The organism is Reichenbachiella sp., assembly GCF_033344935.1.
In the GTDB taxonomy this organism is placed as follows: domain Bacteria; phylum Bacteroidota; class Bacteroidia; order Cytophagales; family Cyclobacteriaceae; genus Reichenbachiella.
The window spans coordinates 1,772,706-1,786,446 of record NZ_JAWPMM010000001.1 but is presented as its reverse complement, the minus strand read 5'-3'; the positions used below and the strand labels follow the sequence as shown (position 1 = coordinate 1,786,446).

Here is a 13,741-nt window from a genome sequence, read left to right as displayed (position 1 = left end):
GCAGGTATTAGCCAAGTGTGAGCACACGCCTCATACATAGACGTTACTCTCCCTACTCCACCAAAACACTATCTGGAAGCAACTCCTTATACTGCGAGCCATAAGTTTTGATAAACTCTTGGTAAATAGCGGAAAGCTGAATACTCCAATGTTTGAAGGTCTTAAGTTGCCCATAGTTAGAATCGACAATCGCCTTCGCATTTTCATCCTTTTTGGCATCCACACTGTGCATAGAGAGCATATAATTTACGCCGTTGTTATGATACATTTCTTGAAATGTATAAATATCAGAAAGCTCCATCAGCATATTCAAATCAAAATCTTTGATGGCTCCTGTGCTATTAGCCACATTCCATGCTGACCGACTCAAAACAGGCATATTAAACCCAAGTGAATAAGGCATGCCTTCCCCCTTATCGAAAGCATCTTTGAACACTTTTACTTCAGCAATTTGCTCATCGTAAGAGGGTATTTCTGCTTCCACTTCCTTTTGGTTGGCCTGAATTTCCAGAAAAATATTCACTAGTGCCTTTTCGGCTAACTTTTCATCATTATTGGCTTCTCGCCAATGATTGAGACCCAGCGCCAACAGCACGGCAAAAACTACCGAGATAAATTCTGTCAGGAGTTTCCCAATCCATCCTTTCTTATTTTCCATCATTCAGGTTTAAGTGTTTGATTTTATCTACTAGGACTTCGTTGATCTTTTGATAGGATTCGAAGGACCATCCACCGACGTGTGGTGAAAACAATACGCGATCATCTTTGATCAATTGGTTGAATACTTTGGCTTGCGCGTCTGTCAGAAAATGCAATTTTTCATTCTCCAGCACGTCCAATGCCGCCATACGTACGGTGCCGTCTTTCATCGCGGCAAGTAGGTCTTTCAATGGCACTACCTCCCCTCTCGAAGCATTAATGAACACGATCGGTTTTTTGAATTTACTGAGGTAAGCGAGATCAACCAAATTTCTGGTTTCTTCAGTCAGCGGCACATGCAGACTGAATATGTCAGCCTGCTCAAAGACATCCTCCATATCCACCTGCTCGGCGTATAGGTCTCCGTAGTTTTCCTTGTATTTGTCATGCGCGATCACTCGACATCCAAACCCGCTAAGTTTTTCCGCCACGGCACTTCCCATATGTCCATAACCCAGCAAACCAACCGTCTTTCCACTAATTTCAAACCCTCGATTGCCTTCTCGATCCCAGACTTTGTTTCGTACATCCATATCGCCATGGCGAAGGTTGTTTGACAAAGAAAGCAACATCCCCACGACATGCTCCCCTAACGCATCGCGATTGCCTTCTGGCGCATTGAGCAATTCAATATTTCTTGAAGCCAAATAGTCGACATCACACTGATCTACCCCAGCACCGGCTCGGGCGATAAACTTCAGCTCTTGCTGACCTGCCAGCAATTCTTTGTCAATAGTAGTCTTGCTCCTCACCACAAAGCCCACGAACTGGTCTTTGTGATTAATAATTTCTTCTCGGGAAATATTGGGCGAATAATTGGGTTCGAAACCCGCTTTTGTCAACAAAGGAGAAATGCTTTTGTGCATTTCATCGATAATTAAAATGCGATTATTAGTCATTGGATTAAAAACCGTATAGAAAGTGTGCGACTAGAAAATATACCGTCAGTCCTAGCAAATCATTGGCGGTGGTAATGAATGGCCCTGATGCCATGGCCGGATTGATACCGATGCGATCCAAAATCAACGGAGTGACGGTGCCCATAAAAGATGCCAGAAGTACCACACTAAAAAGCGCAATCGCCACAGTACCCGCCATCGCCTGATCTGAGCTAGAAAATATCACAATGCCAAAAACGATGAGTGCCAGGATCATTCCATTGACCACGGCTACGAATAGTACTTTGGTCATTTTTTTGAAAAGTGAATCTTCAAAAGCATTGTAACTGGCTAAACCTTGTACTACAATGGATGAAGATTGAATCCCAACATTTCCACCCGTCGCTGTGATTAGCGGAATAAAAAATGCCATGGCTGGGATGAGCGCAATATCTTTTTCAAACAAACTGATGAATTTGGCACCGAGTAATCCCCCTACCAGTCCAATGACCAACCAAGGCAAACGTGCTTTAGAAAGCACCCAAACGGTATCATCTTCCTCTACATCACCAGAGATACCTGTCATCATTTGACGATCTTCTTCGGCTTGTTCGGTGATTACATCCATCGCATCATCAATGGTAATACGCCCAACGAGTTTGCCCTTGACGTTGACTACTGGAAGTGCTTCCAGGTCGTACTTCTGCATGGTAAGTGCTACTTCTTCTTCGTCGGCATGCGTACCTACCGAAACGATATCTTCTTCGTAAATATCTGCCACCAAGGCATCCGGCTCGGATAGGATAATTTTCTTCAGCGATACACGGCCTAGCAATTTGCCTTCATTGTCTACCACATAGACCGAATAAATTTTCTCTACATTTTCGGCCTGCTTTCGGATTTCTTCGATACACTGCTGGATCGTCCAATTGAGATTGGCACGGATCATCTCCTTTGCCATCAAACCACCCGCTACATCTTCTTCGTAGCGCAAAAGGTCCAAAATGTATCCGGCCTTTTCCTGATTTTCTACGGAAGCAATTACCTCTTCTCGCTTCTCGATAGGAAGTTCGTTGATGACGTCCACCCCATCATCCGAATCCATCTGATCTACAAACCCAGCAAGTTCATCAGCGGTAAAATTCTCAAGGAATAAAGATTGGCGGTCTTCTTCGAGATTGACAATGATCTCAGCCCCAACTTCGACATCCAGCAGGTCAATAACAAACTTGGTCTGCTCAGCATCCAACTCTCTAATGACCTCCGAAATATCAGCAGGATTAACACCTTCGAGCGTAGAAATGACAAAGTCCTTCTCTTTAGCATCTACCGCTTCGGTAAATCGCTCGAGGTACTCCTTCGACAGTTCAAACTCCATGTGCTCAATCATGACCCTCAATTAGTTTAGTTAGTTCTATAAAATCCGCTACGGAGAGCTGCTCAGCGCGCATATTTAGCACGTCCATCTCCATCATGGATTCGGGCAAATTTAGCCCTTTCAAGGCGTTTCGCAAGGTTTTGCGTCGCTTTCCGAATCCTTCCTTCACGACTCTTATAAATAGCTTTTCGTCGCAATCCAATTGCTTTACATTATTCCTTACCAATCGGATAACCCCCGAATTCACCTTGGGTGGCGGGTTGAAGACATGAGGCGGAACGGTGAATAAATATTCGATATCATAATAGGCTTGTAGCAATACGCTAAGGATACCATAAGTCTTATTTCCTTCTTTAGAAACGATTCGATCGGCAACTTCTTTTTGAATCATCCCTACGACGTAGTTCACCTGATTTCTATTCTCCAAAACCTTGAAGAAGATCTGAGAGGATATATTGTAGGGAAAATTGCCAATAATACTCAATGGCTGGTCGCCAAAAATTTCCTTAAAATCACTTTTAAGAAAATCTGTAAATTGGATATCTACCTTTTGCCCGATGTATCTATTCTTGAGATAATCGACAGATTCAGCGTCCAAATCCATCAATACCAACTGATCAATTCCTTTATCGACCATCAAATCTGAAAGCACGCCAGTGCCGGGCCCCACTTCCAAGACACAAGACGGATCCGTCACGTCAAACAAACCTTTGACAATGTTGTCTGCGATGTTTTGATCTTTAAGGAAATGCTGTCCGAGATGTTTTTTGGGTTTTACTCCAGCCATAGTTTGCTTTATGATTTATCTAGAATTGACTCTAGCATTCAGTAATATTTTCTAATTTAATTGATTGCAAGGATGCTCGAAGAACACTAGGTGTATCTCGGGGATTCCGTTTAAATTAGCAATCAAATATTCATTCAATACATACCTAAATGTAGATGATCCCAATCCTAAAACCGTAGAAGCGGATCATTAAATTTCGACATTAGACATGGACAAAGAATCTAAAAGCCATAAACAAAAACCTTTAATAGGAATCACGATGGGCGACATCAACGGCATCGGGCCGGAGGTGATCATCAAAGCGCTGGAAAATAGCAAGATTACCCAGCATCTTACTCCCATTATTTATGGCTCAGCAAAAGTACTTTCGTTTTACAGAAAGCAGCTTAACCGCGACAATTTTAATTTTTCGCCAATCAACGATTTGTCTAAACCTTATCATCGAAAAGTGAATGTGCTCAACTGCTGGGAAGAAGTAGTCGAAATCAATCCTGGACAAGACAATGCCATCGGTGGTCAATATGCCTTCAAAGCACTAGAGGCTGCCACTAATGATTTGAAAGAAGGGAAGATCGCAGCACTGGTTACGGCGCCCATCAATAAATTGAATATTCAAAACGATGATTTCAAGTTTGCCGGACATACTGAATACCTCGCTGAGAAAGCGGGTTCAAAAGAAAGTTTAATGTTTATGGTGGCAGATTCGATGCGCGTAGGGGTTTTGACAGGACACATTCCACTGAAAGATGTTGCTGCCGGAGTGACAAAAGAAAGCATCATCAAAAAGCTCAAAATGATGAGCAAATCATTGAAACAAGATTTTGGCATACAAAAACCTAAAATAGCCGTACTAGGCCTAAATCCTCATGCCGGGGAAGACGGACTGCTGGGAAACGAAGAAATAGAAATCATCCGACCGGCTATTGAAGAATTCAAATCAAAAGGCCAAATCGTGATGGGGCCTTACCCAGCTGATGGCTTTTTCGGTTCGGGAGAACACCACAAGTTTGATGCGGTTCTCGCTATGTATCACGATCAAGGTTTGATACCATTCAAAAGTCTAACCTTTTCCACAGGGGTGAACTTTACCGCTGGTTTACCTTTCGTCCGTACTTCTCCAGATCATGGAACAGCCTATGCCATAGCCGGAAAAGACCAGGCAGACGAAGGTTCGATGCGCACTGCCATCTTTGCGGCTTTGGATATTGCCAATTCGAGATTGGAAAACACCGAGTCTTAAATATGCGCACGCATTGGATAAAAACAAATCCAAACAGCACGACTGTCGGGCTAGCAGAAATAACTTCCGAAAAGGATGAAATTCTATCTCATGATCACGCTGACCTTGATCATTTACATCCAAAAAAAAGGCTGGAATTTTTGGCTTCGCGTCAATTGATCAAACAGATGTGTACCAAACTAAATATTCCTTATCAAGGCATTGAAAAGGATGAATTTGGCAAACCGCATTTGATTGACTCTTCTTATCAAATCTCTATTTCTCATAGCTATCCTATGGTAGCCTGTGCCATTCACCCCAGCCAACCCTGCGGTATTGACATAGAGTCTAGTCGACCACAATTACTAAAAATCAGACATAAGTTCCTTAATCCAGAAGAACTAATCTATTGCGGTGACGATTTAAAAAAATTATGTCTGCACTGGTCTACAAAAGAGGCTTTGTACAAAATACACGGAAGGAAAACCCTGATTTTCGCCGAACAACTGGCTATTCTGAAAATTACTTCTGAAGAAATACAGGCTCAAATTATAATCGATGAAACCGCTGATAATTTCATACTTAATTATGAGTATTTTTTAGAATATTTTCTGGTTTATAACGTTTAACCCTTGCGCTTCTTGCTGAAAACTCAATAAACCATCTACCTTTAAAGTAGTTAGCTAAACCCAAACATGAACCTAAGACTCTTCCTAACACTAAGCGCGTTACTTTCCTATTCTTTTTGTACGGCCCAAAATGTAGTCAGCAAAGACCTTCGTCTATACAATGTAGTGACAGATAACGAAATCACTATGAGCCATTTTGACTCTCACGACGCGGTCGTTATGGTTTTCACAAGTATTCGATGCCCGTATGCCAAACTTTATAAAGATCGGGTGAGTGCTCTATCAGAACAATACGCTGACCAAAATGTTCGATTCTTATTTGTGAACCCACATGCGGCACATCCTTCAAAAAAAGAAACTATTGCCCTAATGAAAGAGGAAGCTAGTAGCCTTGATGATATGCTTTACTTCTCGGATACGAATCATGAGGCACGCAAATTATTGAATGTAGAAAAAAGTCCTGAAGTAATAATTCTAACTCCTTCCTCCAAAGGATACCGAAAAGTATATCAGGGAGCGATAGATGACAGCCCGCAGTCAGAAGCATTAGTTCGTAACAATTACGTCCAGATGACATTGAATAATGTGCTATCCAACAAAGAAGTTTCTGTAGCCTATCAGCAGCCAGTGGGATGCAGAATCAAATAGAAACCGAAGTTGTAAAGCGGGTTATTTGATCACAACTTTCCTAACAAAAGACGTCTGTAATCCTTCTCCCTTAAGAAAATACAGTCCCTTACTGATATTTTTAAATTCCACTAAAACCTCATTCTTTTCTATAGTCACTGTTTGTAAAGATTGACCGTTGAGTTCATAGAGAGTGAGTCGCTCTACTCCTTCGGCTTCCACCACAAATGCACCAGTATTTGGATTTGGATAAACCTTCATCCCACTTTTCAAATCCCTCACGGACAAAGTCGTAACTTCTGAAGAATCATAGGCTGCACCTGCAAAACGTCCAGTATCTTCATCTTTTAATTGTGCTGTACTTGCTTCATTAAACCCAGGAATGTCATTGATATTACCTCGCCATGCACCTACCAATAGGTGATGCTGAGTAAATGGGCCGACAGTGCCACCATCCTGACCTTGGTAGGTCATATCACCCGCAAAAGCATGATAATGATAACCAAAACTACTATGATCGTGCCCTCCATACTCGTCCAGGTCTTCACTATATCCTTCCATATTCGGATAGTTCGCCTCGTATTTTCCGAAAAGTGCGATTCCATCATAAGCGAAACCAATCAATGGAGGGTGATTTTGCCCATCATAATCAGAATAATTATACAAATTGATACCATTACCATTGTATCCATGTCCATCGGCGTGATAGTGCAGTCCCATACCTCTTCCTACATGAATGCCTGTACTGGTAATTTCTGCATCAGCCGCCGCTACTCGCAAATTGTTGTTGTAAGAAGGGTAAATCACCACCCCATCGATGGCAATTCCGCTCGAAGCAGTACCCGTATAATTGTAAGTATCGTATGTTGAAGGATCTAAGTTTAAATCACTAGCCAAACTACCATAAGTAGATAAATCATTGTCTGTTAGCTCTTCGACCAGTCCATAGTCTTTCAACGGAATTTTAACCAATTTCACTTCCAACACGGCATTCCTCGTAATGGTCTGCTCCTCATATCCTCCACCTTCTCCGTCACCTGGAGGTCGGGCTACATCGATCAGAAAATTGGGGCCATCAGACGCATTGTGCGAGGCAATGACCATGAAAGGGTGGTGCACCCCCTCATCGTCTGTTGCATTGGTGAAATAAACATGCTCGACCGTGCTTTCATCCAATTTGCTGTTGTAGATATCATTCGCACCAAAAGTTCTTGCCAATAAATTATCTCTAAATGCCAGGTAAACTGCAGGGTCATAGCGAAGAGATTCTCCAGCACTACTTAGGGTTGTTTCTATGGCATCAAGTGCTTCACTTGCTACCGTGCTAGCTTCAGATGAGTTCCCGAATTGCGTTTGATAGCTCTCGTCGACGTCCTTCGAAAATTGATCTCCAAACAAAGCACTTTCCCCATAATCCCAAGCATCATCTGGGAAAGCGGCAAATTCATTGTCTTGCCATTCTGTATTTCCAGGATTAAAATCAGATCCCAACTCCAAACTAAAATCTATCAGATCAAAAGGATTAGCCAAATAGAAAGCTGATGCATTGCCTTCCGTCGAAGTCAAAACAAGATCCTCCCCTGTTATCATCAACCACTGAGTTGTCCAGAATGTGTTCTTCTCAAATTTTCCGGTTGACGTATTGTAATCATATTGCGCCACAGCTTTGAGCGTTGTACTGGCGGCAGTTCCATCCAATTCAAAAACGAGATAACCTCCATTTTCATCCACATAATAGGACCCAGCGTCAGAAGTTACCAAACCCGAACCATCGGCATTCAAGGCCGAATAACTATTAAGTAAGGGCTTAATCAAAAATTGGTCAGACAAAGCAGCATCAGTATTAGAATTGATATCTACCAATTGAAACATGCCACGCAATAACGAAGCATAGGTAGCCGAGCTGCCAACGAGATGATCGGTACTCTTAAAACTGGTTGTGGCCGTGGAGACATCATCCAACATCAGTGCATCAGCCTGATTCTCGGCGTCCAGCACAATGATATGTTTTAGGTTTTCTATAGCTGAAATACTCGATGGAGTCCAAGCCACATGATGAGACTGAGTCAATATCTCCGAGAAAGTCTTCGGAGTATGCACATCGAAGGTCTGCGCTTTAACTTGTGTGAAAGTAAGTATGACAAGGGACAGTAATATATTTTTCATGGTCTTTGTAGATATGTCACAAGTAGAACGGCGGGATACTCAGATGCCCTACTCAGAATGAATTAAAATATTAGACTCGTTTAGCAAAGTCATGGCAACAATTAATTAAACTTTAAGTATTCTATGTTATAGCCATTATTCCCAGAGCGATTACCTTTGCATCGTTAATTGAAACACACACTATGAAAATATATCCAAGCAATCCCTGGCACAAAGTGAAAGTTGGGGATCGAACGCCGGACGTTGTGAACGGTATCATTGAAATTCCACAAAACACAAGAGCAAAGTACGAGCTGGACAAGGAATCGGGCCTCCTTATGATGGATCGTGTACTGTACTCAGCGATGTACTACCCAGCCAACTATGGTTTTATCCCACAGACGTATTGCGATGATGGTGATCCGCTAGACATCGTGGTTTTGTCGCAAATTGATATTGTACCAATGTGTATCGTATCTGCCAAAGTAATCGGTGTGATGCGCATGCTAGATGGTGGTGAAGCGGATGATAAGATCATCGCAGTAGCTGAAAACGACATGAGTGTTAATCACATGAATGACATATCTGAGTTGCCAGAGCATTTTTGTAAGGAATTGAAAAACTTCTTTGAGGACTACAAAAAATTAGAAAACAAAACAGTAGAAGTTGAAGAGTTTCAAGATGCTTCTACAGCCAAGCAGATTATCCTACAAAGTATGGAAGATTACAAACAGCTAATGGCTGACTAAAACCAAACCAACCATGACCGATATTCTAATTCCCACCCTGGCGGCGCTCATTGGCACCGCCTTCGGTGGGCTAATTACTTACTTCACTCAGCGTCAGCAGCTCAAGCACGATTTGGAAATCTTGAAGCAGACCTACAAGACGGACTTCATGGCTGAGGAAACCGCCAAACATTTTTTAAGTCATAAAACGTACACTGATCGATCATTCGAAGTATTGAAGAAGCATTTGGGTGGCTTTGATGATGATGAGCTACGAAAAATTCTGGTGAGGGCAGGTGCCATTCGGGAATTTCGCGAGGACGGTTCTGAGTGGTGGAGACTACTCTCACGTATGGATGAATACATCGAGAAAAAAAGAAATGGCAGTTAAGCTTTAGACGCTGACCTCCATTCATCCCATTGATCTTGAGAAAAACCTGTATTCTAATTCTATCTTTTTACCACAGGTAGAATTAGACGGTGGAATAGTTTGATTTGTGTAATTAACAGAAATATTCGTTCAATTTCAACCCTCAAAAACACAAAATAAAGCGTAAGTTAAAGCCAAGTCATCAGGAAAAAACCTGCTCTAGAATTACTTCCAAAAACAGCCTACAGACCCATTTTAAGCCATATCCGTATATTTACTGAGTGCAATTTCACGAATAATATAGAGCCCATGACAGGTCTTCTTCTGCTAAATTGCATATGTAATCAAAAAGTTAAACCCGAAAAAAACTGAACGATGAAAAAGCTATTATTTACCCTAGGTGCGTTGTTTTTTATTATCACAGTAAATCAGGCACAAAATAGAAATGACTTGAAAGGACCTAAAGCCAAAAACTACAAAGTTTGGCAAGATGATAGTCCTTCAGTCACAGTATATACAAATTCAGACCAAGTAACTCTTAAAGGGCCAGAGGCCAAGAATCAAAAAGTATGGGCTGAGACTACGGCTAAAGAAAATAAAGTAACTATTAAGAGAGACACTAGAAGGATAGGTTTAAAAGGGCCAGCAGCTAAAAATTTTAAACCTTGGAAATAAAATCTGAGTGATCAACAGATCACCAGGAAGATCAATTTTCTTCTTATGCACATTGAGACTTGCTCTAGCTCACCAAACGGGTGATGAAGGCGGGTCTCAATTTTTTTTACCGACTCACACCAATATAGGCTTAGGTATAAATGTCTCCGATGAGATCAATCGTAGAATAAACTTACGTCTCCACCAGAAGCATGCAAACTCACCAATGAGCCACCACCATTAACTCGGCCCTCGACCAAATGATCTTTCGAAGTTCCTGAAAAATTATCCAAGACCGTTCGTATATCTTCTCCTCTTAATAAAAGGTCAAAACCTTTATTCCTTGGAATGGTGACTGCTATATTTCCATCTGAGGTACGCAATTCCAGATCACCGTCTAGCTGTATTATATTTCCTTTGATCTCTCCGTCAGAGGTTCTTGCTTTCAAAGACCCAGTGATATCTCGAAACGAGATGTCGCCATCAGATGTATTCAAGACCAGGATTCCATTGGCTCGGCCCACGCGAAGATCCCCATCACTACTCGTCAACTCTAAATCTCCGTCAACTCCTAAGGCTGTTACATCTCCGTCGCTAGTTACTAAGTCAACACTTCCTTTTATATCTTCCAACTCAACATCTCCGTCTGATGTACGACCCTGCACATCTCCTTCTATATTTTTCAGTTCAATGTCACCATCACTTGTGATTGACTCTACATCTCCAACGACTTGATTTACATAAATATCACCATCAGAAGTGCGCGCATACAAATCTCCATTTACATTCGTCACATCAATATCCCCATCACTAGTTTGCAACTCCTGAGCAGCAGTCAATCCTTTCAATTTCACATCTCCATCAGATGTTCTTAGATCACATGAGGTTTTGAAAGGGGTGTAAATTTCAAAAGACACATTGAGTCTATTCCTCCAATCTCTCATTCGGTATTGGTACCGCTGCTTTACTGATATAGTCAAATAGTTATTCCCGGAGGAGACCTCTATGACAAATTCCTCTTCCAATTCTTTTGGAGAGATTTTTAACACTTCATTGTTTCGCTCAACGATATAGAAGACTTCAATTTTGTCCTTTTCAGATGGATAGACAGACACATCACCGTCCGCTGTATTGATGGTCAGCTTAGGTGAATTGGATACATCATAAACCTCGTTGAAGGAATATTTTTGCTTTTGAGCAAGTCCATTGACTGATAATAGAAGGCCACTTATTAGTAGAGAGGTAAATAGAGCTTTTTTCATGACTTTAGTTTTGTAGTAATTAACAAACCAAAGACATGGCAAACTCAAAGAGGTTGCACGGATTGGGAAATTATCTGGATTGGGTAATGGAAACCGAAGCTCTTTTACAAACTCCTTTTATCGGGGGATTATGTTTACTAACCGTAGCGGTAACTTGTTGAATGGATCCAAATTGCTTGAGCAACTCTCTACACATCGAAGAAGCCAAGGTTTCAAGTAGTTTAGTGGATACTGACATGATGGTCGAAGCTATTAGATAAATCTCTTCATAATTGATGGTTTTTTCAAGATCATCGTCCGTATACGATGTGTTCTCGACCAACACCTCTATATCAACCGTGTATTTATTTCCTACCTTCCGTTCTTCTTCGTAAAACCCATGATGGGCGAAGAAATCCAATCCCTCCAGCCTTATTGTAGTCATTTATTAATCTTCCAACTCGTCAAAAAATGACAATCCTCCTTCCGCTACCGGTTCTTTTTTCACCTTTGGTTTAACCACCTGAGGCGTAGAGACCGTTCTCGCAATCGGATTTTCTTCAGAAATGTAATTTTTCTTCACTGTAGTCTGGTCGTTGGCTTGAGGTCTAGCTTCCTCCAGATTGTCTTCCTGGATTGGCTCCTTTGTTATTTTAACTTCCTCTAGCTTTATAGATTCTATTTTAGACACGCTTTCGTCCGAGTGGTTACTTACCCGCTCGGAAGTTTCACGAAGCAATTGCTTCACTTTCTTCACGTGGGTTTCAATGCCAGATTCCTGGTATTTGACCTTTTCCACCTTACTCATGACATCACCAGAGAGCATTTTGAGTTGAGAAATAATATTGTCTCTTTGGTTCTCGATGATTCGATAATTTTCTTCCAATTCCTTCACTTCACCAGTCATTTCTTCCATGACATCACGGGCTTCCATTTCGGCTCTTTCAATGATCGCACGCGCTTTGTTTTTAGCTTCGCTGATCATTGCATCTGCGTTGATTTGTGCTTCTTTGAGGTGAAGGGCTGCAGTTTTATTGGCCTGATCTACCACACTGGCGCCAGTATCCTCTGCAGTTTTCAGTGTTTTGAAAAGTGTAGTTTCTACTTCACGTAGCTTCTGCACTTCTTTTTCCAGCTTTTCCCTCTGCTGTTTTAAGTCTTTGTTTTCATCTAGGAAACGCTCCCATTCGTGCGAAAGGGATAATAAAAATGCTGTAACCTCGTCCTTATCGAGCCCTCTAAAAGACTTTTCGAACGTCTTTTGCCTAATTTCTAATGGAGTAATCTTCATCTGTCTATAGATCTTTTAAACACCAAAGGGATCAATTATGATTGAATCACCTCATCCGATAGATGTTTGGTTCAAGCTATTTTCGATCAGTAGTTTTCTATACCTATCAATCTTAATATACTTATATTAATACGTACAAACTGGTAGTTTAATTACTAATTGGGCGGCTTATAATGCAATTATAAACATTATTTCTTAATATCAATGCGCCAAACACCTATAGAACGGTCGTCACTGCAAGAGATTAAATAGTCCTTATATTCCAACCAAAGCAATTTATTTACTGAAGTGAGATGACCTTTATGACGGGCTTTGTCTATTACTTTGATCAGTTTTCGATGAGCATAATCCCAGATTTTGATGGTTTTATCCATGCTAGCAGTAGCCAAATAAGCTCCATCATGCCTTTCTACCAAATCATTAATGGCATACATATGTGCATTAATGGACTCATCTAGCGCCAATTGGTCCAATTGCCAAAACTTCAATCGTGCATCTCGACTTCCACTAATTACGATTTGATCCTTTTGCAATAATGCAAACACCGAATTATCGTGCGCATGCACCTCTTGCTTCAACTCAAAATTAGGCAAAGCATATTTTCGTATAAATCCATCACTAGAACCTACCAAACAGTAGTTATCGTTTGTAATAAGTATCTCTCTCAGATTTTGATCACAAACCTCCACTTCTCGTAAAACTTTGAGTTTAGGCAGGTCAATGACCACCAATTTTCCGTCACCTGTTCCAACAATCAATAAATTTCCAAATACTTGCATATCAAAAATCGCTGATTGAGTAAACTGTAAAGAGCCTAGCTCCTTATTAGATAGCACATCAATGAGGTGAATACCTTCGTAGTTCTGAGCCACGATAAGAAGATGTCGTTCAGGAACCAATCGTATGGAGTAAACAGAGGCAGGAACTTTGGCAATCAAGCGGCCACTGTCCGTTTTATTAAGATCCCACTCTACGATATTTCCATCTCCGCCAGCCGAATAAAACAAATGAGGCTCTACTCCTTTTTCTAGCGTATATACAGCATCCGAGTGACCGGTATAAGTTATGGTTTTTTCTATTTGGACCATGCGGTCA

The 13,741-nt window shown here is 41.3% G+C and carries 15 protein-coding genes; 6 read left to right on the top strand and 9 right to left on the bottom strand.

The window, feature by feature from the left end; genetic code table 11:
* Nucleotides 1–52 precede the first annotated feature (52 nt).
* From R8N23_RS07765 to rsmA, 4 genes are read right to left on the bottom strand one after another with little or no spacing between them, the layout of a single operon-like run.
* Nucleotides 53–658, bottom strand: coding sequence for a hypothetical protein (locus tag R8N23_RS07765; RefSeq protein WP_318171015.1), 606 nt, complete (start codon nucleotides 656–658; stop codon nucleotides 53–55).
* Nucleotides 648–1,598, bottom strand: coding sequence for an NAD(P)-dependent oxidoreductase (locus tag R8N23_RS07760; protein ID WP_318171014.1), 951 nt, complete (start codon nucleotides 1,596–1,598; stop codon nucleotides 648–650). The genes R8N23_RS07765 and R8N23_RS07760 overlap by 11 nt, the downstream gene beginning before the upstream one ends.
* A 4-nt stretch (nucleotides 1,599–1,602) precedes the next feature.
* On the bottom strand, nucleotides 1,603–2,967 hold the full coding sequence (gene mgtE, locus R8N23_RS07755; protein WP_318171013.1) for a magnesium transporter: 1,365 nt from the start codon (nucleotides 2,965–2,967) through the stop codon (nucleotides 1,603–1,605).
* Nucleotides 2,960–3,742: a 16S rRNA (adenine(1518)-N(6)/adenine(1519)-N(6))-dimethyltransferase RsmA gene (gene rsmA / locus R8N23_RS07750; protein WP_318171012.1), complete on the bottom strand. Its 783-nt coding sequence runs from the start codon at nucleotides 3,740–3,742 to the stop codon at nucleotides 2,960–2,962. The genes mgtE and rsmA overlap by 8 nt, the downstream gene beginning before the upstream one ends.
* A 208-nt stretch (nucleotides 3,743–3,950) precedes the next feature.
* On the opposite strand from rsmA, the gene pdxA reads away from it, so the two are divergent.
* From pdxA to R8N23_RS07735, 3 genes are all read left to right on the top strand, one after another.
* A complete protein-coding gene (pdxA, locus tag R8N23_RS07745; protein ID WP_318171011.1) occupies nucleotides 3,951–4,982 on the top strand; it encodes a 4-hydroxythreonine-4-phosphate dehydrogenase PdxA in 1,032 nt (343 codons plus the stop codon).
* Between the two features lie 2 nt (nucleotides 4,983–4,984).
* Complete coding sequence (locus tag R8N23_RS07740; RefSeq protein WP_318171010.1) at nucleotides 4,985–5,590, top strand: 4'-phosphopantetheinyl transferase family protein; 606 nt, start codon at nucleotides 4,985–4,987, stop codon at nucleotides 5,588–5,590.
* 66 nt (nucleotides 5,591–5,656) lie between these two features.
* Nucleotides 5,657–6,238, top strand: a complete 582-nt coding sequence (locus R8N23_RS07735) for a thioredoxin-like domain-containing protein (protein WP_318171009.1) — start codon at nucleotides 5,657–5,659, stop codon at nucleotides 6,236–6,238.
* A gap of 21 nt (nucleotides 6,239–6,259) precedes the next feature.
* Here R8N23_RS07735 and R8N23_RS07730 read toward each other — a convergent pair whose 3' ends face one another.
* Nucleotides 6,260–8,383 (bottom strand): T9SS type A sorting domain-containing protein, encoded by a 2,124-nt coding sequence (locus R8N23_RS07730; RefSeq protein ID WP_318171008.1) that lies wholly within the window; start codon nucleotides 8,381–8,383, stop codon nucleotides 6,260–6,262.
* Between the two features lie 182 nt (nucleotides 8,384–8,565).
* Between R8N23_RS07730 and R8N23_RS07725 the strand changes: the two genes are divergently transcribed.
* The 3 genes from R8N23_RS07725 to R8N23_RS07715 all read left to right on the top strand — a co-directional run bounded on the left by R8N23_RS07725 (nucleotide 8,566) and on the right by R8N23_RS07715 (nucleotide 10,135).
* The gene (locus tag R8N23_RS07725; RefSeq protein WP_318171007.1) at nucleotides 8,566–9,111 is read left to right on the top strand and encodes an inorganic diphosphatase; all 546 of its coding nucleotides are present in this window, start codon (nucleotides 8,566–8,568) and stop codon (nucleotides 9,109–9,111) included.
* Between the two features lie 13 nt (nucleotides 9,112–9,124).
* Complete coding sequence (locus tag R8N23_RS07720; protein WP_318171006.1) at nucleotides 9,125–9,481, top strand: hypothetical protein; 357 nt, start codon at nucleotides 9,125–9,127, stop codon at nucleotides 9,479–9,481.
* Between the two features lie 354 nt (nucleotides 9,482–9,835).
* Nucleotides 9,836–10,135, top strand: a complete 300-nt coding sequence (locus R8N23_RS07715; protein ID WP_318171005.1) for a hypothetical protein — start codon at nucleotides 9,836–9,838, stop codon at nucleotides 10,133–10,135.
* A gap of 155 nt (nucleotides 10,136–10,290) precedes the next feature.
* On the opposite strand, the gene R8N23_RS07710 is transcribed toward R8N23_RS07715, so the two are convergent.
* The 4 genes from R8N23_RS07710 to R8N23_RS07695 all read right to left on the bottom strand — a co-directional run bounded on the left by R8N23_RS07710 (nucleotide 10,291) and on the right by R8N23_RS07695 (nucleotide 13,734).
* Complete coding sequence (locus tag R8N23_RS07710; protein ID WP_318171004.1) at nucleotides 10,291–11,376, bottom strand: DUF4097 family beta strand repeat-containing protein; 1,086 nt, start codon at nucleotides 11,374–11,376, stop codon at nucleotides 10,291–10,293.
* 70 nt (nucleotides 11,377–11,446) lie between these two features.
* The gene (gene folB / locus R8N23_RS07705) at nucleotides 11,447–11,800 is read right to left on the bottom strand and encodes a dihydroneopterin aldolase (RefSeq protein WP_318171003.1); all 354 of its coding nucleotides are present in this window, start codon (nucleotides 11,798–11,800) and stop codon (nucleotides 11,447–11,449) included.
* A 3-nt stretch (nucleotides 11,801–11,803) separates the two neighbouring features.
* Nucleotides 11,804–12,646: a DivIVA domain-containing protein gene (locus tag R8N23_RS07700; protein WP_318171002.1), complete on the bottom strand. Its 843-nt coding sequence runs from the start codon at nucleotides 12,644–12,646 to the stop codon at nucleotides 11,804–11,806.
* A gap of 188 nt (nucleotides 12,647–12,834) precedes the next feature.
* The gene (locus tag R8N23_RS07695) at nucleotides 12,835–13,734 is read right to left on the bottom strand and encodes a WD40 repeat domain-containing protein (RefSeq protein ID WP_318171001.1); all 900 of its coding nucleotides are present in this window, start codon (nucleotides 13,732–13,734) and stop codon (nucleotides 12,835–12,837) included.
* Nucleotides 13,735–13,741 lie beyond the last annotated feature (7 nt).

What these genes read in the sequence shown, in the direction of transcription:
- R8N23_RS07765 (WP_318171015.1), bottom strand. Translation starts at nt 658, where the DNA reads ATGGAAAATAAGAAAGGATGGATTGGGAAACTCCTGACAGAATTTATC.
- R8N23_RS07760 (WP_318171014.1), bottom strand. Translation starts at nt 1,598, where the DNA reads ATGACTAATAATCGCATTTTAATTATCGATGAAATGCACAAAAGCATT.
- mgtE (WP_318171013.1), bottom strand. Translation starts at nt 2,967, where the DNA reads ATGATTGAGCACATGGAGTTTGAACTGTCGAAGGAGTACCTCGAGCGA.
- rsmA (WP_318171012.1), bottom strand. Translation starts at nt 3,742, where the DNA reads ATGGCTGGAGTAAAACCCAAAAAACATCTCGGACAGCATTTCCTTAAA.
- pdxA (WP_318171011.1), top strand. Translation starts at nt 3,951, where the DNA reads ATGGACAAAGAATCTAAAAGCCATAAACAAAAACCTTTAATAGGAATC.
- R8N23_RS07740 (WP_318171010.1), top strand. Translation starts at nt 4,985, where the DNA reads ATGCGCACGCATTGGATAAAAACAAATCCAAACAGCACGACTGTCGGG.
- R8N23_RS07735 (WP_318171009.1), top strand. Translation starts at nt 5,657, where the DNA reads ATGAACCTAAGACTCTTCCTAACACTAAGCGCGTTACTTTCCTATTCT.
- R8N23_RS07730 (WP_318171008.1), bottom strand. Translation starts at nt 8,383, where the DNA reads ATGAAAAATATATTACTGTCCCTTGTCATACTTACTTTCACACAAGTT.
- R8N23_RS07725 (WP_318171007.1), top strand. Translation starts at nt 8,566, where the DNA reads ATGAAAATATATCCAAGCAATCCCTGGCACAAAGTGAAAGTTGGGGAT.
- R8N23_RS07720 (WP_318171006.1), top strand. Translation starts at nt 9,125, where the DNA reads ATGACCGATATTCTAATTCCCACCCTGGCGGCGCTCATTGGCACCGCC.
- R8N23_RS07715 (WP_318171005.1), top strand. Translation starts at nt 9,836, where the DNA reads ATGAAAAAGCTATTATTTACCCTAGGTGCGTTGTTTTTTATTATCACA.
- R8N23_RS07710 (WP_318171004.1), bottom strand. Translation starts at nt 11,376, where the DNA reads ATGAAAAAAGCTCTATTTACCTCTCTACTAATAAGTGGCCTTCTATTA.
- folB (WP_318171003.1), bottom strand. Translation starts at nt 11,800, where the DNA reads ATGACTACAATAAGGCTGGAGGGATTGGATTTCTTCGCCCATCATGGG.
- R8N23_RS07700 (WP_318171002.1), bottom strand. Translation starts at nt 12,646, where the DNA reads ATGAAGATTACTCCATTAGAAATTAGGCAAAAGACGTTCGAAAAGTCT.
- R8N23_RS07695 (WP_318171001.1), bottom strand. Translation starts at nt 13,734, where the DNA reads ATGGTCCAAATAGAAAAAACCATAACTTATACCGGTCACTCGGATGCT.